Genomic DNA, 15,976 nt, shown 5'->3' with positions numbered 1-15,976 from the left:
CGACTGCCACCCACGGCGCCGACCGCTGCGTTGGGCGCCCGCCCGGGCGCGGCCCCGCCCCCCACAAACCCCCCCACCACGAGGGGGGGCAACCACCCCCCCGCCCGCGGGGCGCCGCGGGGGCCCGTTCGTTTGGCGGGAGGTTTCGCCGGCCTTTTTTCCTGCTCCTTGATTTCACGGCAGAAGCCGTGAAATCTCACGCCATGGAATGGCGCGACGAGGGAATCATACTCGGCACCCGCAAGCATGGCGAGACCAGCGCCATCCTCGAGGTGATGACGCGTGCGCACGGCCGGCATCTCGGCCTTGTGCGCGGTGGTCGTGCGCGCAAGATGCAGCCCGTGCTGCAGGCCGGAAACCGGGTCGACCTGATCTGGCACGCCCGGCTCGATGAACATCTTGGAACTTTCCAGGCGGAAGCCATCGAAATGAATGCCGCGAGGTTGATGGACAGCGCGGTCGCCGTCTACGGTCTACAGCTTCTGGCCGCGCATTTGAGGCTATTGCCCGAGCGGGATCCTCATGATGCGCTTTTCGAGACGCTTGCGCTCATCATCGCGCATCTGGAGGACGCTGAAGTTGCCGGCGGGCTGGTGGCGCGCTTTGAGCTTATGATACTCGACGAACTGGGTTTCGGTCTCGATCTCTCCGAATGCGCAGCGACCGGGTCGAAAGAAAACCTCACCTATGTCTCGCCGAAGTCGGGTAGGGCGGTGTCTCATGAGGCTGGTGCACCATGGCACGATAAAATGCTGGCATTGCCCGCTTTCCTGCAGCGAGGTGCGGGATTGAGTGCGGATCTTTCAGCGATCGAGCAGGCCTTTCGCCTGACGTCTTTCTTCTTCACCCGTCATGTTTACGAACCGCGCGGCATTGAGCCACCCGATGCCCGCACCGGATTCATCGCGGCCTTGCGAAAACACCACGCCGGGCTAGGACTAACCAACGGAGACACCGCTGCATGAGCGCCGTCGAGATCTATCCAGGCCGGGTCTCGCCCATGGGCGTTGGGACCATTCCGCATGCCGACATGCTGAGCTATTCGGGCCTCGAACTGCTGCGTCGCGTCATTGATGGCCAGTATCCCGCTCCGCCGATGGCCTATCAACTGAGTTTCGCGCTCACCGAGGCTGAGGAAGGCCGCGTGGTCTTTTGCGGCATGCCCAATGAAAAACACCTCAATCCGATGGGCGGAGTGCACGGGGGTTGGGCGGCAGCTGTGATGGATTCCGCACTTGGCTGCGCAGTCCAGACCATGCTTGCCATGGGCGAGGCTTATGCGACAGCGGAATTCAAGGTGAATCTGATGCGCCCGATCACGCCAAGAACCGGCGAGGTGGTGTGCGAAGGCAAAGTGATCCACAAGGAACGGTCGCTGGCTGTATCGGAAGCCACGATGAAAGACAGCGAAGGCAGGCTGCTGGCTTTCGGAACCGAAACCTGCTCGATCTTCCCGGTCGCCAATCTGGCGGCCCGATAAGCTACGCGTGATCGTGTAAGGCGCGGTCTCAGGGGGACGCTGGGGTGGATATTTTCAGTATCGTCGGCTTTGTCGTGCTGCTCGTCATCGTGGCCAGGCAGCGCTCGCAGCTCGCCAGGATTGAGCGCGAATTGGGGGCGCTTCGCCAGCTGATTGTGCCGACCGCTGCTGATGGCACTCAGGGCAGCGCCGAGGTCGCAGGATCAGTGGCGGCTCTTTCCCCTTCAGGGCGGGAGGCCGACGAAACTATGGCGGCGGGGCAGGAGGAGTTTCCGCGAACCCCTGTATCCGAAGACGAAGCCACGGAAGCGACGGCCGGCCCTTGGGCTCAAGCAGCGACCGAAGACGTGAGCGCAGTTTCGGAACCGGCAGGTGCGAACGACGCAAAAACGGCGGAAACAAAGAAACCAGACATCGAGACCGCGCTTGGGACGCGATGGGCGGTTTGGGTCGGTGGCGTGGCACTGGCCTTGGGAGGCCTGTTCCTCGTGCGCTACAGCATCGAAGCAGGCATCTTCGGCCCAGGTGTGCGGCTCGCAATGGCAGCTATACTGGGTGTCGTGCTGACCGGCGCTGGTGAATTCATTCGCCGTACCGGTTTCAAGGTGCCGATAGAAGGCGCCGGTGGGGCCTATATTCCCGCAATCCTGACCGCGGCTGGCGCCTTTACATTGTTTGGTACCGTTTACGCCGCGCATGGCATCTACGGCTTCATAGGCCCATCGGTGGCGTTTGTACTGCTTGGGCTGGTTGGCGTCGCGACAATCGCTGCCGCGCTCGTGCATGGCCAGGCGCTAGCCGGCATTGGATTGCTCGGCGCCCTGGCGACGCCGATTCTGATCTCTTCCCAATCGCCCAGCCCATGGACGCTGTTCGGCTATCTGGCGGTTGTTCTCGCCGCAACCGGTTTTATCGCGCGTATTCGCAGATGGTCGCTGCTGATGGCGGCTGCTTTTACCGGCGTCGGTTTGTGGATCGTGCTCTACATGGTCGAAGCGCCAATGCCTGGCTTCGGGGTCCTGGTCTTTATCAATCTGGTTGTGCTGGCGGTTCTTGGCCTTGTCTGGCTCGGTTCGGAACCGGAGGCTCGGGCAGGCTTCGACCTGGTCTCTATAGCTCCGGCGATCTTCGTCGCGGCAGCAACCTTGGTCCTGTTTGCCGAGCCTCGTTTCGCCGATCTCGGTGGCCCCTGGTCGGCAGCCCTGGTCGTCGCCGCGATGATCGGTACCGTCGCGTTCCGGCCGCAAGCATTGCCTATTCTTTACGGTGCCGCGCTGGCGACGCTGTTTGCCTTTCTCAAAATTACGCCATTGGCCGAAGCGTCCATCGACCTTTCTGGCTATGCGACCGTCGATACCATGCCTGTGACGGTCGTGTCCGATGGGGAGATGATCCGCATCGGCATCGTGCTCGGTCTTCTGTTCCTCTGCGCGGGCTTATGGAGTGCCCGGCGGCATGTTGCGACAAGTCTTGCCCAGTCGGCCTCCTGGGCGGCATGGGCTGCAGCTGTACCCCTCGTGATCGCAATGTCTCTCTGGGTGACCTTCGGGGACATCGATCGTGACTTCGCCTACGCGACAGTTGCATTGGCGCTGCTCGCTATTCTGGCGATCGGCGGCGAATGGATCGCGAAAGCTGAAGAACCTTCACTCACCGGCGGTCCGGCGGTCTCTTTTGCTTTGGCTGGCGCTGGGCTTGCCACCGTTTTGATGCTGCACATGGCCTTCGGCTCGGCCCTGACCACCATTCTGTTGGGCGCTGCAGCGGTCGTGCCGGCCTTGGCCACGCGTTGGCGCAGCTATCCCGTTCTCGGCTGGCTTGCGGTTGGCGCTGTGGTAGCCGTTCTTGCTCGCATTGCCTTTGATCCAACGATCGTCGGCGCTGAGTTCTTGTCGCGAACACCAGTCTTCAACTGGCTGCTGCCCGGCTATGCCGTACCTGCGCTCGCGTTTGGCTTTGCTGCTTGGCAGTTGGCGCGCACCACCAATGGTCGCCCACGCCTGGCGATGGAAGCCGGCGCGGCGCTGTTCGCCTTGCTTGGCGTCGCCATGCTGGTGCGTCATGCCATGCACGGTGGTGTGATCGACGACGGGCCCGTCACACTTGCCGAACAGGCGATTTATACGCTGATAACCCTCGGTGCCGGTGCGATATTGATCAGTATAGACATGCGCTCTCCGAGTTCGGTGCTGCGATACGGATCGTTGATCGCGGGCGTCTTGTCGGCACTCACGATCGTCAGCCAACATTTGGGTATTCTCAATCCGCTTTTCACCGATGAATCGACTGGCCGAATTCCGGTCTTTAACCTGCTGTTCCTAGCCTATCTGCTGCCTGCCGCAGCAGCAGGGGCGTTGGCCTATTATGCGCGTGGCAAGCGCCCAAAGTGGTATTCCGCCATGCTTGCGCTGATGGGGGCGTTGCTGGCCTTCGCCTATGCAAGCCTGTCGGTGCGGCGCTTCTTCAAGGGCGAATTCATCGGTCTTTGGAGCGGTATGGGCCAGGTCGAGACCTACAGCTATTCGGCGCTGTGGTTGCTGCTCGGCGTTGTGCTGCTGGTTGTCGGAGTTCGCGTCGGCTCTTACGTGCTGCGTGTCGCCTCGGCAGCGTTGATCGCGATCGCTGTGCTGAAGGTCTTCCTGTTCGACATGTCGGAGCTTGAGGGCGTGTTGCGGGCGCTGTCCTTTATAGGCCTCGGCGCGGTGCTTATCGGCATCGGCCTCTTTTACCAGCGACTGCTCGCGCGCGCCCCTCAGCGGGAGAGTGCTTCGGGAAAGGGTTAAGGATTGTTACTAAAATATTACCCGTAAATGTTTGTTTTTACTAAATTTTGCGCAATGTTGGCGTAATCCATGCGGGCCATTGTCCCTCTGCAACCAGCGCGCTGGTGCACGGGGCCTGGCCGGCGGATTGCTTCCCCAGTCGCCGCTCGGCCACCAGCCCCGTCAACGGGCTGCGGGGCTAAATGCTCCGCAGCCCAATCATTTCGGAGCTAACACCATGTCCAAGCGAAATCTGTTTCTTGTCATGTTCGCTGGCCTCGCACCTTTCGCAGTGCCGGCCATGGCGGCCGACCTCGTATCCGACCAGACCTATTCGGATCCCGCCTACAACTGGTCCGGCACCTATATCGGTGGCCAGGTAGGCACGTCCTCCTCAGGCTTTCCAAACCCGTTTTCCAGCAGGAGCGGCTGGCAGTTCGGTGGCCAGGTCGGCACAAATTTCCAAAGTGGCCCGTTTGTCTACGGCGCCGAGCTCGACGGCTCTTACTCGAAAGGCACAAAACACAAACTGGACGACGGCGCCGAATTGAAGCGAACCTGGACCGGTGCCGCCAAAGTTCGAACCGGCATCTCCTTGGACAAGACGCTACTCTATGGCACTGCCGGCTATTCGATGACCAAGGTCAAGCCAGGCGGTACCGTCGCCTCCGGCGGAAAATGGGAAGGTGGCTATCTGGTGGGCGGCGGCATCGAGCAGGCCTTTGCAGGCAACATCTCGACAAAGGTCGAATACAACTATGTGAACTACGGTGACGTCGACTACACGCTGCGTAACGGCGCCAAGCGTTCGGAAGACTTGAAGAGCCACACGGTCAAGCTCGGCATCAACTATCGCTTCTAGAGCGATCTGACGGAACGCGACGCCGCCGGCCGACGGGTCGGCTGCGTCGTTATTTTTTGGAACGGCCACGGGAAATGGGAATATTCCCTTCGTCGGCTTCGTTCTGTTCTTGAAGGCAACAACGGGCATCGTCGGCGCTGCTTGCGCTGGCCGGCGAAGACGCGTTCAATCGCCGGGGCAACGGGAAAGATTGGCGAACCGCCACCCATGGACGACAGGAAGGCCGCGATCCTTGGAGAGATTCCGCGCTTGCGCCGCTACGCGCGCGCTTTGCTGCGTGATCGCGATGCAGCGGATGACCTTGTCCAAGATTGTCTCGAGCGCGCTCTCGCCAGGCTGGACAACTGGCAGACGGGCGAAAGTCCGAGGAAATGGCTGTTTACGATCATGCACCACCTTTTCATAGATCAGATGCGCAAGGCGGGCCGGCGCGGCGAGGTGGCGATGTTGTCCCTCGATGGCGATGAGGCGCTCGCAGTGCCTGTTCAGGTCGAAAGCATCGCCTCCAGGGAAATTCTCGACGCTTTGCAGGCGATCACCCCTGATCGTAGAGCTGCGCTGGTGACGGTCGCCATAGAGGGTTTTTCCTATGCCGAGGCGGCGGGCATCCTGGGAATCCCGGCCGGCACGCTGATGTCGCGCATTTCACGCGGCCGAGACGAACTGCGTGCATTGCTTGATGATCGTGCACGCCGCCGTTCGCTGAAGGTGGTCGAGAGATGACTGCGCGCGATTTCAACGAACGGGATATCCATCTGGCGCTCGACGGGGAACTGCCGGACGAGGAACGCACGGCCTTCGAGACATGGCTCAAGGCCAATCCGGAGATGAAGGCCAGGAGCAGCCGCTTCCGTACCGATCGAGAAGCGCTGCGCCTTGCCCTGGCAAGCGCCCTTGAAGAGCCGGTTCCGGTGCGCTTCATGAGGCTGGTTGCGGGTGATGCTGGTGCGCGGTCGTCGCAACGTTCCCGCTGGTGGCAGGGCGCTGCAGCCGCGGTTTTGTTGGCAACGGGTGGTGTCGGCGGTTATCTCCTCGGCACGCGAGGCATAGGCATCGAGGATGGCGCTGCAGATCGGTTCGCTGAAGAAGCGATCGCGGCGTATGTCGTCTATGCGGCTGAAAAACGTCATGCCGTGGAGGTGCCGGCTTCGGATGAGGAGCATATGCGCAGCTGGTTGTCGGCGCGTATTGGCCTGCGGCTGGTGACGCCGGACCTCACGACTGAGGGGTTCCAACTGGTCGGCGGCAGATTGTTGCCGGCCGGCGCGGGCAAGGCGGCGATGTTGCTCTATGAAGATACCGAGGGCAACCGCATCTCCCTCTTCGTGACCTCTGAATCTGGCAGCTATGCCAAAGGCACCTACGCCGAGAATAACCGTCCGACGGCGGTCTACTGGCTCGACAAGGGCTATGGTTGCGCCATTGTCGGCGCACTACCGCAAGAACGGCTCGCAGCCGTGGCCCGCAATGCCTATCGCCAGTTGATCGAGGGGGCCGAAAAGAGAGTCTGACCGAGCTGGTCGTGCAACAGTAAGCTTTGCATCCCTTTCGCACTTGCTCCCTGTATCGCGGCGGAAGGCGCTCGACGTCTTGGCAAGCAAGTCGAATCTGTCACAATTCAGCCGAAATCGAAGCGCGAAACGCTGGACATGCGTCGGTTTTCCGTCGGCGTCATCGATGTTTCGATTTGGCTCTTCCTGCTACGCTTCGAGGTTTTTCAAGCCTTCATGCCTGCCGAAATCCGTACGGCCCGCGCTTCCGACGTCGATGCTCTCGCCGCCATCGAAAACGCCGTCTTTGCAACCGACCGCATTTCACGCCGTTCCTTCCGCCAACTGATTGAGAGGGAAACTGCCGAGACGCTGATCGCTGAGAGCGAAGGCAGTATCGCAGGTTATGCGATCGTCCTGTTTCGAAAGGGTAGCCGCGTGGCGCGGCTCTATTCGCTCGCCACCGGTCCTGAGTTCGGCGGCCGAGGTGTTGGTCGACTGTTGCTGGAGGCTGCTGAAGACACTGCCTTCGAACATGACCGGATGATGTTGCGCCTGGAGGTGCGGGAAGACAATTCCCGCGCAATCGGCATCTACGAGCATTCCGGATATCGCAAGATTGGTCGCGAGAACGACTATTACGAGGATGGCGCGCCGGCGCTGCGATATGAAAAGATGTTGCGTGGCCATCTGCCCGTCGCAACCTCCGTGCCCTTCTATGAGCAGACCTGCGACTTTACCTGCGGTCCGTGCTGCCTGATGATGACCATGGCGCATTTCGACACTGACTTCCGGCCAGACCCGGTCATGGAAGTGCGGTTATGGCGGGAAGCCACCACTGTGTTCATGATGTCCGGCCCTGGCGGCTGTGAGCCATTCGGACTTGCGGTGGCTGCGTATGAATACGGGCTTTCGGCCGAGATATTCGTCTCGTTCAACGGGCCGCTGTTCCTGCAGTCGGTGCGCAGCGCCGAGAAACGCAGGGTGATGGAATTGGCGCAGGTCGATTTTCAGCGTCGCGCCAGGGAATATGGCATCCCGGTACGCTACAACGCCTTTTCCATCGACGATGTCCGCGCGGCGATTGCAGCCGGCAAGCTGGTTGTGGTCCTGATCAGTGGCTTCCTCATGTTCGGCAAGAAGGTCCCTCACTGGGTTCTGGCCATCGGCGACGACGGCGACCATATCCTTATCCACGACCCATGGGTCGAAGACGAGCGGGAAGAAACGCAGGTGGATGCCGCCAACATTCCCGTGCCGTACGACATCTTCATTTCCATGGCGCAGTTCGGCCGCGACGGACTGCGAGCCGCCATCATTCTTGGAGCGCGCGCGAAACAATGACCTGGGTCATCCTCACTGGCAGGCAGAACGATCTCGACCAGGTGGCAACGCCGCACAAAGTCATCACCAACCGCGATTATCTGGCCCATCCGTCCCTGTTTCGCGGCCAACGTCCGAAGGTGATCAATCTTTCCAACCGCTATGACTATCAGAGCCGCGGCTATTACGCCTCGCTGCTGGCAAGTTCGCGTGGCCATAAGGTCATCCCGACCGTCGAGACGATGATCGACCTCTCCGAGCGCAAGCTCTACGAACATGCGTTGCCGGAACTGGAATTGGCGCTGAACAAGTGCCGTAAGGATCTCGGTGGCGCCTTTCCGGCCAAGGTTCACATCTTCTTCGGTATCGGTCCCGGCAAGGCTTGGGACCGTTTCGCCAAACTGTTGTTCGACTGGTTCCGAGCGCCGGCTCTGGAAGTGGCCATCACCGATGCCGGCGAATGGGCGACGATCCGCAAGATCGGATTTTATCCCCTGGCCCGCATGAACGATGAAGAGGAAAAGCGCTTCCTCGAATGCCTTGATGTCTATACTGGCCGCGAATGGCGCGACAGCAAGGCACGGATGCCGGCACGCTATACTTTCGCGACACTGGTCGATCCGCACGAGCAACTGCCGCCTTCGGCGATTTCGTCACTGCGCTATTGGGCCCGAATCGCCGAGAAGATGGGCGTCGAGGTCGAGCCGATCACCAAAAAGGACCTGGCCAAGGTCGCCAATTACGACGCCTTGTTCATCCGAGAGACGACCTCGATTTCCAACCATACCTATCGCTTCGCCCGCCGGGCACAGCAGGAAGGCATGCCTGTCATCGACGATCCTTTGTCGATGATCCGTTGCACCAACAAGGTCTATTTGAACGAGCTGATGGCTTTCAACGACGTGCCGGTGCCGCCCACCGTCATGATCGCCGGCCCGTCTGATCTGGAGCTGGCAGCCGACACACTCGGCTTCCCGCTTGTCCTCAAGATACCCGACAGCGCCTTTTCGCGTGGCGTCAAGAAATGCAAGGATTTTGGCGAACTCAAAAAGCTGGCTACGGAGTGGCTGGAAGATTCCGACCTGCTCGTCGCGCAGAAATTCATCCCCACCGACTATGACTGGCGCATCGGCGTGCTCGGTGGCGAGCCGCTGTTTGCCGTGCAGTATTTGATGGCCAAGCAGCACTGGCAGATCGTCAACCACGATCGCGCCGGCAAGCCGGATGAAGGCGGCTTCAAGACCTTCACCTTGAAGGACGCTCCTGCGCATGCAGTGCAGACGGCCGTCAAGGCCGCGCGCTGCATTGGCGATGGCCTTTATGGCGTCGACTTGAAGGAAACCAGGGACGGCGTCTTTGTCATCGAGGTCAACGACAACCCGAACCTCGACCACGGCTGTGAAGACACGGGCGAAAAGGACGAAGTCTGGGTCAGGCTGACGCAGTGGTTCCTCGACCGCCTCGAGAGGCAGGGACGCTAGAGTAACTCCAGGAAAGTACGCAGCGGTATTCCGCCCGGAATGCGTAGGAACAAGAGCTAGAGTGTTTCCGTGAGGGCGGAAAGTTCTAGACGCCCTCCGTTCGGCCCGCATCAAAGCGCTCACGGGCGGCATCGAGATCGCCTGAATGGCGCTCCGCCCAGCGATCTAGCGCGATCAATGCTTCGCTGAGCGAATTGCCGAGAGCGCTCAGCCGGTACTCGACATGCGGCGGGACGGTTTGCATATCGTGCCGGATCACCAACCCGTTGCGCTCAAGATCCTTCAGCGTCTGCGTCAGCATCTTCTGCGAGATGCCGCCGATTTTCCTCAGCAACGCACTGTTGCGCATCGGGCCTGCGGATAAGGCCGGCAGGATCAGCATCGCCCATTTGGACGCGATCAGTTCCAGCGCGTCTCGTGCAGAACAGGTGGAATCATAAACATTTGGTTCTGCCATCGAAAACTCATAGGCACCAAAAGGTGCGTAATTGTCCTTTGGTTCCTGTTATCACAAATGAGCCTGCATCAGAATATCAAAGGAGGGCCGAATGGCTTGGTTGCTGCTTCTTGTCGCGAGTGTCGTTGAAATCGCGATGGGTGTTTCGCTGAAATATGCCGAAGGCTGGACGCGGTTCTGGCCAAGCGTTGGCGGCATTTTCTTCGCGCTGCTGAGTGTTTTCGTGCTGACTTTCGCGATGCGCCACCTGCCTGCCGGCACCGCCTACGCAGTCTGGACAGGCATCGGCGCGGTTGGCATCGCAACCCTTGGTATTGTGTTGTTTGGCGACCCGGCGACGCCGCTCAGGCTTGGCTGTATTGCCCTCATTATCGTTGGCGTCGTCGGATTGCGCTTTGTCGAAGCCTAAGCAGGTTGTCGCAGATCGCTTTCAATCATTTGGAAGCGGGCCATGAAGGCTGTCTCGACCTGTCGTGCCGGTTTGGGCGATAGGTCGAAATGGTCAGCGGAAAATCCGCGTGGGCGGCCGAAGAACTCAGCCGCTTCAGCCAATCCGAAACCGGCCAGCGCCGTCGCCTCGAAATAGGCTGCGATCTGATCCGCGCGCTTGATGTCTTTTTTCAGACCCTGCGCGATGGCAGCAGGCAAACCGAAGCGCAGATGGATGGCTTGCTGGAGACGTTCCTCGCAGGATTTGTATCCGCCGCCGACGACGGATTTGAACGGTGAGATCATGTCGCCGATCACATATTCCGGCGCATCATGCAGCAGTGCTGCCAACTGAGCCGCCGGAGACGCAGCAGGTACTATCGCGCGAAAAATCTCCTCCACCAGCAGGGAATGTTGGGCCACTGAAAAGGCATGATCACCAGAGGTTTGGCCATTCCAGCGTGCAACACGGGCGAGACCATGCGCTATATCGCCAATTTCGATGTCGAGTGGGGAAGGATCGAGCAGATCCAAGCGCCGTCCCGACAGCATGCGCTGCCAGGCGCGTGGTGGTGCGCCCACACGATCCGCCGCCATCAGGCGTCTTCCGCGCCAGCGATTTCGGGGAACGTGAAACGCGCCCAGCCAGGAATGGTGAGCGACACGGCAACGTTATCGGCCTTGATTTCCTGGTTGGCATCCATTGCGGCCTTGACGCGATCAATGCGGGCAATGGCCAAGCCATGTTTGCCGGAGGTCGAGCCGAGGGTGCCGACCGGGCGGCCATCGACTGTAAGTTCAGTGCCAGAAGCGGGCAGGGTGCTGGCAGCTTCCACCAGCAGCACGCGGCGGCGTGCAGTGCCGCGATGCTGCATGCGCGAGACCACTTCTTGGCCAATGAAACAGCCTTTCTTGAAGCCGACGCCGTCCAACTGATCGAGCAGAACATCATGCGGAAAAGCATCGTTCAAGGCATAGTCGAGACCACTTTCCGCCACGCCTTGTGACAGGCGGAAGGCATGCCACTCGTTCTGGGTAGCATCCGCTGCGGGCAACGGCGTTTCGTAGAAGCGCAAGACCGGAAGACCAAATCGGCGGTCGCGTATGCCAACTCCCGACACATCGGCGAAAGCAGTTGAATCATTTTCTGAACGGCTTGAATCCGCTTGCCACCGGACTGCGATAACATCCTGTTCCCACTTGGAAATATCCACCTTGGCGCGCAGCCGGTAGAACATCAGCCGCTTCACGAATTCGTCGGCGATGTCGGCGCGGCACTCTAGAATCAAGGCATTTTCGCCGGCGCGGGAGACCAGGAAATCGAACAGGATCTTGCCTTGCGGCGCCAGCAGTGCGCCTGGTTTGGCTTCGCTTTGTTCAAGCGGATCGAGATCGACAGTCAGGATATTCTGCAGGAAGTGTTCGGCCTCGGGGCCGGAAACAGTGATGAGGGCGCGGTCGGTGAGAAGGGCTGTCGGCATGGGGCCTGATCTTGCAATTCGAAGAGCCTTTACGTAAGCCGCTGGCAATTCCCACACAAGGGCCGGAGCGGATGGCAGTGACATACGACCTCATCCTCAAGGGCGGCATCGTCGTCAATCAAGATGGTATCGGCCGGCGCGACATCGGCGTCAAAGGCGGCAGGATCGCTGCAATCGGCGATCTTGGCACGGCGTCTGCCGGAGAGACCATCGACTGCCTTGGTCTGCATGTACTACCTGGCGTCGTCGACAGCCAAGTGCATTTCCGAGAGCCAGGCCTTGAGCACAAGGAAGACCTGGAGACCGGCTCTCTCGCCGCTGTGTTGGGGGGCGTCACTGCCGTCTTCGAAATGCCCAACACCAACCCGCTGACCACCAGTGAGGCAATGCTTGCCGACAAGGTCAAGCGTGCGACGGGACGAATGCATTGCGATTTCGCCTTTTGGGTTGGCGGTACGCGCGACAATGCCGGCGATGTTGCAGAACTGGAGCGCTTGCCCGGGGCTGCCGGTATCAAGGTGTTCATGGGTTCTTCCACCGGCGATTTGCTGGTGGAAGATGACGAAGGCGTTGCGTCCATTCTGCGCAACACCCGTCGCCGCGCTGCCTTCCACTCGGAAGACGAATTCCGCCTGCGAGAGCGGCTTGGCCTGCGGGTCGAGAACGACCCGTCTTCGCATCCGGTATGGCGTGACGAGATCGCGGCGCTTCAATGCACCGAGCGCCTGGTGCGGATTGCGCGACAGACGCGCGCGCGCATCCATGTGCTTCACATCTCGACCGCGGAAGAGATCACTTTCCTCCAGCAGTACAAGGATGTCGCTACCTGCGAGGCGACGCCGCACCATCTGACGATGAGCTCGGACGATTATGCCCGTCTCGGCACCCTTCTGCAGATGAATCCGCCGGTGCGCGCCGCCCGTCATCGCGATGGCATCTGGCAGGGCATCGGCCAGGGGATCGTCGACGTGCTTGGCTCCGATCATGCGCCGCATACGCTGGCCGAGAAGGCAAAACCCTATCCGGCCTCGCCGTCGGGCATGACCGGCGTGCAGACGCTGGTTCCGATCATGCTCGACCACGTCAATGCCGGCCGGCTCACGCTCGAGCGTTTCGTCGATCTTTCCAGCCACGGCCCAAACCGCATTTTCGGCATGGCGCGCAAGGGACGCATTGCAGCCGGCTACGATGCCGATTTCACGGTCGTGGACATGAAGCGGCGCGAAACCATAACCAATGCCCAGGCGGGCTCGCGCGCGGGCTGGACGCCTTATGACGGCAAGGAAGTCACCGGCTGGCCAGTCGGCACGATCATTCGCGGCAACCGCGTCATGTGGGAAGGCGAGATCGTGACGCCGTCGCAGGGGGCGGCAGTCGAATTTTCCGAGGCCATTATCCGTTAAATGTGGGGCCCGGAAATCTAGACAGGCTCCGTTCATGTTGGAACGCTAAAGCTCACGCCGAAGTCCTCATGGATAAACGGAGAATTGCCTGATGAGCCTCATGAAACTTGCGACTGCTTCGGCGGTTCTGATGACCTTGGCCATTACCGCCTGCTCGCAGACGCCGCAGCAACAACGCGCGACTGGCGGTGCTGCTCTTGGCGCGGCTGGCGGTGCGCTTGTCGGTCAGGCAATCGGTGGCAATACGGAAAGTACTTTGATCGGTGCTGGTGCGGGCGCTCTACTCGGTGCCGTTCTGGCAACGTCCGGTGGCCCACAGCCGCGCGACCGCGGTCGCGAGATGTGCCGCTATCAGGATCGATATGGCCGTATCTTCACCGCACCCTGCGACGAACGCTATTACCGCGGTCGGGGATACTGAAAACTCGCCCGGCGGGTCGGTACATCCCGTCAGGCCTCGTTTCAGCAATGTCTGACTTTGTTCTGAAGGGTAGTATCAGCCTCAATCGCCCGCGACGAAGAAGGTCCAGCGGCCCTGGGGTGTGATGCCGACCCGGTAGAATATGTACGTGCCGTACTGCTTCATGTCTTCATAATCGCCGGCAGTAACGATCTTGAACAATTCCACCCGCTGCTTGGCATCGAGCTTGGCCAGCGGATAGGCAAAGAAATAGGGCCAGACATAGAGTTCCTGCGGCGTGCCGGGGTCGAGCTGTACGTATCCCGCGTCCAGGACTTCCTGCAGGATGGCAAGGATTTCCTGGCCCTCGGTGTCACCCGATAAGCCTTTGAGGAAGGCGATCGGGTCGCCTTCGATGTCGGTCAGCGAGAGTTGTGTAAGCGAATCGCCGATCCCGATCAGCGGGCGGAGCTTTTCTATGTCACCCGTCTTGCAGGCCTCGACGATCAGGTCGCGCATGCGCCGCACGGGTTCCGGCAGCTTGGCCAAGTCATATTGCACGGGCGGCAGCGACCCTGTCGGGTCGATTTGCGGACGTGCAAGATTGCCACTGCCTTCACCCGGCTTGGCGGGCTCCACCTGCTCTGGTTCGTCTTGACCGGGAGGCGTTGTCCTGTTCGCAGGCGGCGTGGTCTGGATCGGATCCGGCAATGGCACGGCGCCGGGTTTTGGTGCTTCCGGTCCCATTTGCTGGCGCTTGCCGGGAACCTGTACGTCGTCGTGTTTGATTTCGCTGAGTGCGATGGCCGGACGAGCCGTCAGAAGAACGGATGGAGCAGCGAGCGCCAGGACGAGAAAACCAGCGCCGACCGCCAGGCCACAAGGTCTGTCGAAAGACGAGAATCTCACGGTCCGCCTCTCCATGCTGCCGGGTAGTGCCCGGTCGGTGTGCTGCCGCGTGCGGAAAGGCAATTCCGCCGGTCGGCGCCTGGCGTCGGTTCAATGCCGAATTTGATCGGGTTCGAACGCGCCAGCAATCACCTTTTCACGCATCCTGTCGAGCAGGGCAAGGGCTGCGGTCTCGCCATTGGCGCGCAACATCTCGCAAAATGCCGTTTCTAGCGCGGCTTCCGCGATGATGTCCGGTTCGATACCCGCCGAGAGCCCTTCGGCCCAGGCCTCGCTGTGGCTTTCGACAGCGGTCAGGCGCTTTTCTTCCCTGACAAGGGCATCAATATCGCTGGCTGTGTGTCCCATACGCAACTACCACCCTGTTCAAGCGGCGATCCTTCAAATAAGGATCAAACTTGACCCGTCCCTTTAAAGTCCCATTAAGGTTCCTACCACAGGAGTTTGGTGCTGTGCTGCCACAATGGTGAAAAAGTTAACAGCTTGCTAATCCGGGCGTATAGGGCCGAATCCCAAGACACACGCATCGGATTTCCGGAAACAGGCCACTTGAACACCTAAAGTGGCCGAATCTCAACAAAGTGCCTAATTGCCATAGCGCGACGCGATGTCGCGCGACAGGCTCTCGCCTTCCTTCATGTAGCGGCTGATCGCTTCGGTGGCCGAGGACGTACACTGCGTGTAGGTGCTGGAGAAGGAGCGGTAGCCGCGATTGAACGCGGCAATGAATCTGGCGCGACGCTCTGGATCCGGATTTTCAGACGCAAGCAGGTTCTCCATCTCGTCTCGCCATCGATCCCCTTTCTCGCCGCACAGGTTGCGGAGAAAATGCAGCGAGCCCAGCACCTCGGCCAGCCGCATCAAGCCGGGTTCAAACGGAGCCTCCGCCGCCAACGGAGCACGGACTGGTATGGCTACCGCCATGGCCAAACCAAGCAGGAGAGAGGCGACGACACGGATCATAGGGCCTTTGTGGAGAAACTATTTGTCCGCGGCAAGGCACCTTCAGGTGTCGCCCAAAGGCTTTTTATTCGGCTGCAGCAGGTCCCTGGCGACGGCAAAGACGGAGCCGGCCAGCGGCATCGTTTCCATCTCGGCAAGTGTGTAGAAGGCGGCCGTTTCGGCATCGTCGTCGGCTTTGGCTTCGCCTCCGATGTAGCGAGCACCGAACACGGTCAGGCGATAGTCGACGGGGTGGCCTTCGGCAGAGCCGTCGATGAAGATTTCGGTCAGCGGACGCAAATCGGCTGCGCCAAGGCCGGTTTCTTCCAAAAGCTCGCGTTCCGCCGCGGCTTCCGGGCTCTCATCCGCCTCGACCTTGCCTCCTGGAAACGCATAGACCCCCTGGGAAGGCGGTCTGGCGCGTTTCACCAATAGCACCGTGTCGCCACGAACGACTGCCACGGAAACAGACGGTATGGTTTGCCTGCGGGTCATTTTCCTGTGTCTTCCGTCGTTCGCCAGGCGTGCGATGGCTGTGGATCGCGCTTCCAAACCGA

The 15,976-nt window shown here is 60.5% G+C and carries 18 protein-coding genes; 11 read left to right on the top strand and 7 right to left on the bottom strand.

Features of this window, described 5'->3' with window-relative positions; genetic code table 11:
* Positions 1–203 precede the first annotated feature (203 nt).
* The 8 genes from recO to L4923_RS18425 all read left to right on the top strand — a co-directional run bounded on the left by recO (position 204) and on the right by L4923_RS18425 (position 9,398).
* Entirely contained in the window at positions 204–965 is a 762-nt protein-coding gene (recO, locus tag L4923_RS18460; RefSeq protein ID WP_239367754.1) for a DNA repair protein RecO, read from the top strand.
* Positions 962–1,480, top strand: coding sequence for a PaaI family thioesterase (locus tag L4923_RS18455; protein ID WP_239367741.1), 519 nt, complete (start codon positions 962–964; stop codon positions 1,478–1,480). The genes recO and L4923_RS18455 overlap by 4 nt, the downstream gene beginning before the upstream one ends.
* Before the next feature lie 44 nt (positions 1,481–1,524).
* Positions 1,525–4,263 carry a DUF2339 domain-containing protein gene (locus L4923_RS18450; RefSeq protein ID WP_239367739.1) on the top strand — a complete coding sequence of 913 codons (2,739 nt, stop codon included), beginning with the start codon at positions 1,525–1,527 and terminating at the stop codon, positions 4,261–4,263.
* A 217-nt stretch (positions 4,264–4,480) separates the two neighbouring features.
* Positions 4,481–5,104: an outer membrane protein gene (locus tag L4923_RS18445; protein ID WP_239367737.1), complete on the top strand. Its 624-nt coding sequence runs from the start codon at positions 4,481–4,483 to the stop codon at positions 5,102–5,104.
* 207 nt (positions 5,105–5,311) lie between these two features.
* Positions 5,312–5,827 carry an RNA polymerase sigma factor gene (locus L4923_RS18440; protein WP_239367735.1) on the top strand — a complete coding sequence of 172 codons (516 nt, stop codon included), beginning with the start codon at positions 5,312–5,314 and terminating at the stop codon, positions 5,825–5,827.
* On the top strand, positions 5,824–6,615 hold the full coding sequence (locus L4923_RS18435; RefSeq protein WP_239367733.1) for an anti-sigma factor family protein: 792 nt from the start codon (positions 5,824–5,826) through the stop codon (positions 6,613–6,615). Before L4923_RS18440 ends, L4923_RS18435 begins: the two co-directional genes overlap by 4 nt.
* A 216-nt stretch (positions 6,616–6,831) precedes the next feature.
* Positions 6,832–7,938 carry a GNAT family N-acetyltransferase/peptidase C39 family protein gene (locus L4923_RS18430; RefSeq protein ID WP_239367753.1) on the top strand — a complete coding sequence of 369 codons (1,107 nt, stop codon included), beginning with the start codon at positions 6,832–6,834 and terminating at the stop codon, positions 7,936–7,938.
* Positions 7,935–9,398 carry a RimK family protein gene (locus tag L4923_RS18425; protein ID WP_239367731.1) on the top strand — a complete coding sequence of 488 codons (1,464 nt, stop codon included), beginning with the start codon at positions 7,935–7,937 and terminating at the stop codon, positions 9,396–9,398. Before L4923_RS18430 ends, L4923_RS18425 begins: the two co-directional genes overlap by 4 nt.
* An 85-nt stretch (positions 9,399–9,483) precedes the next feature.
* Here L4923_RS18425 and L4923_RS18420 read toward each other — a convergent pair whose 3' ends face one another.
* Entirely contained in the window at positions 9,484–9,855 is a 372-nt protein-coding gene (locus L4923_RS18420; protein WP_239367729.1) for a winged helix-turn-helix transcriptional regulator, read from the bottom strand.
* Between the two features lie 91 nt (positions 9,856–9,946).
* Here L4923_RS18420 and L4923_RS18415 point away from each other — a divergent pair, with 91 nt between their 5' ends.
* On the top strand, positions 9,947–10,264 hold the full coding sequence (locus tag L4923_RS18415; RefSeq protein ID WP_239367727.1) for a DMT family transporter: 318 nt from the start codon (positions 9,947–9,949) through the stop codon (positions 10,262–10,264).
* On the opposite strand, the gene L4923_RS18410 is transcribed toward L4923_RS18415, so the two are convergent.
* On the bottom strand, positions 10,261–10,881 hold the full coding sequence (locus tag L4923_RS18410) for an HD family hydrolase (protein WP_239367725.1): 621 nt from the start codon (positions 10,879–10,881) through the stop codon (positions 10,261–10,263). The two genes, L4923_RS18415 and L4923_RS18410, sit on opposite strands and share 4 nt — an antisense overlap.
* Positions 10,881–11,765 (bottom strand): CAF17-like 4Fe-4S cluster assembly/insertion protein YgfZ, encoded by an 885-nt coding sequence (gene ygfZ / locus L4923_RS18405; RefSeq protein WP_239367723.1) that lies wholly within the window; start codon positions 11,763–11,765, stop codon positions 10,881–10,883. The genes L4923_RS18410 and ygfZ overlap by 1 nt, the downstream gene beginning before the upstream one ends.
* Positions 11,766–11,836: 71 nt before the next feature.
* On the opposite strand from ygfZ, the gene L4923_RS18400 reads away from it, so the two are divergent.
* Positions 11,837–13,168, top strand: a complete 1,332-nt coding sequence (locus tag L4923_RS18400) for a dihydroorotase (protein ID WP_239367721.1) — start codon at positions 11,837–11,839, stop codon at positions 13,166–13,168.
* A gap of 91 nt (positions 13,169–13,259) precedes the next feature.
* Positions 13,260–13,589, top strand: a complete 330-nt coding sequence (locus L4923_RS18395; protein ID WP_239367719.1) for a YMGG-like glycine zipper-containing protein — start codon at positions 13,260–13,262, stop codon at positions 13,587–13,589.
* A gap of 81 nt (positions 13,590–13,670) precedes the next feature.
* On the opposite strand, the gene L4923_RS18390 is transcribed toward L4923_RS18395, so the two are convergent.
* The 4 genes from L4923_RS18390 to L4923_RS18375 all read right to left on the bottom strand — a co-directional run bounded on the left by L4923_RS18390 (position 13,671) and on the right by L4923_RS18375 (position 15,914).
* On the bottom strand, positions 13,671–14,492 hold the full coding sequence (locus tag L4923_RS18390) for a hypothetical protein (protein WP_425530971.1): 822 nt from the start codon (positions 14,490–14,492) through the stop codon (positions 13,671–13,673).
* Between the two features lie 75 nt (positions 14,493–14,567).
* Positions 14,568–14,825 carry a hypothetical protein gene (locus tag L4923_RS18385; protein ID WP_239367717.1) on the bottom strand — a complete coding sequence of 86 codons (258 nt, stop codon included), beginning with the start codon at positions 14,823–14,825 and terminating at the stop codon, positions 14,568–14,570.
* Positions 14,826–15,062: 237 nt separating this feature from the next.
* Positions 15,063–15,440, bottom strand: coding sequence for a TIGR02301 family protein (locus tag L4923_RS18380; RefSeq protein WP_275448466.1), 378 nt, complete (start codon positions 15,438–15,440; stop codon positions 15,063–15,065).
* Positions 15,441–15,482: 42 nt separating this feature from the next.
* Positions 15,483–15,914, bottom strand: a complete 432-nt coding sequence (locus L4923_RS18375) for an NUDIX hydrolase (RefSeq protein WP_239367715.1) — start codon at positions 15,912–15,914, stop codon at positions 15,483–15,485.
* Positions 15,915–15,976: the final 62 nt, after the last annotated feature.

The organism is Terribium retamae, assembly GCF_022347545.1.
In the GTDB taxonomy this organism is placed as follows: Bacteria; Pseudomonadota; Alphaproteobacteria; order Rhizobiales; family Rhizobiaceae; genus Mesorhizobium; species Mesorhizobium retamae.
Note: the sequence above shows the minus strand (reverse complement) of the source record. Positions and strands in the feature narration are given on the sequence as shown.

What these genes read in the sequence shown, in the direction of transcription:
- recO (WP_239367754.1), top strand. Translation starts at nt 204, where the DNA reads ATGGAATGGCGCGACGAGGGAATCATACTCGGCACCCGCAAGCATGGC.
- L4923_RS18455 (WP_239367741.1), top strand. Translation starts at nt 962, where the DNA reads ATGAGCGCCGTCGAGATCTATCCAGGCCGGGTCTCGCCCATGGGCGTT.
- L4923_RS18445 (WP_239367737.1), top strand. Translation starts at nt 4,481, where the DNA reads ATGTCCAAGCGAAATCTGTTTCTTGTCATGTTCGCTGGCCTCGCACCT.
- L4923_RS18440 (WP_239367735.1), top strand. Translation starts at nt 5,312, where the DNA reads ATGGACGACAGGAAGGCCGCGATCCTTGGAGAGATTCCGCGCTTGCGC.
- L4923_RS18435 (WP_239367733.1), top strand. Translation starts at nt 5,824, where the DNA reads ATGACTGCGCGCGATTTCAACGAACGGGATATCCATCTGGCGCTCGAC.
- L4923_RS18430 (WP_239367753.1), top strand. Translation starts at nt 6,832, where the DNA reads ATGCCTGCCGAAATCCGTACGGCCCGCGCTTCCGACGTCGATGCTCTC.
- L4923_RS18425 (WP_239367731.1), top strand. Translation starts at nt 7,935, where the DNA reads ATGACCTGGGTCATCCTCACTGGCAGGCAGAACGATCTCGACCAGGTG.
- L4923_RS18420 (WP_239367729.1), bottom strand. Translation starts at nt 9,855, where the DNA reads ATGGCAGAACCAAATGTTTATGATTCCACCTGTTCTGCACGAGACGCG.
- L4923_RS18415 (WP_239367727.1), top strand. Translation starts at nt 9,947, where the DNA reads ATGGCTTGGTTGCTGCTTCTTGTCGCGAGTGTCGTTGAAATCGCGATG.
- L4923_RS18410 (WP_239367725.1), bottom strand. Translation starts at nt 10,881, where the DNA reads ATGGCGGCGGATCGTGTGGGCGCACCACCACGCGCCTGGCAGCGCATG.
- ygfZ (WP_239367723.1), bottom strand. Translation starts at nt 11,765, where the DNA reads ATGCCGACAGCCCTTCTCACCGACCGCGCCCTCATCACTGTTTCCGGC.
- L4923_RS18400 (WP_239367721.1), top strand. Translation starts at nt 11,837, where the DNA reads ATGGCAGTGACATACGACCTCATCCTCAAGGGCGGCATCGTCGTCAAT.
- L4923_RS18395 (WP_239367719.1), top strand. Translation starts at nt 13,260, where the DNA reads ATGAGCCTCATGAAACTTGCGACTGCTTCGGCGGTTCTGATGACCTTG.
- L4923_RS18390 (WP_425530971.1), bottom strand. Translation starts at nt 14,492, where the DNA reads ATGGAGAGGCGGACCGTGAGATTCTCGTCTTTCGACAGACCTTGTGGC.
- L4923_RS18385 (WP_239367717.1), bottom strand. Translation starts at nt 14,825, where the DNA reads ATGGGACACACAGCCAGCGATATTGATGCCCTTGTCAGGGAAGAAAAG.
- L4923_RS18380 (WP_275448466.1), bottom strand. Translation starts at nt 15,440, where the DNA reads ATGATCCGTGTCGTCGCCTCTCTCCTGCTTGGTTTGGCCATGGCGGTA.
- L4923_RS18375 (WP_239367715.1), bottom strand. Translation starts at nt 15,914, where the DNA reads ATGACCCGCAGGCAAACCATACCGTCTGTTTCCGTGGCAGTCGTTCGT.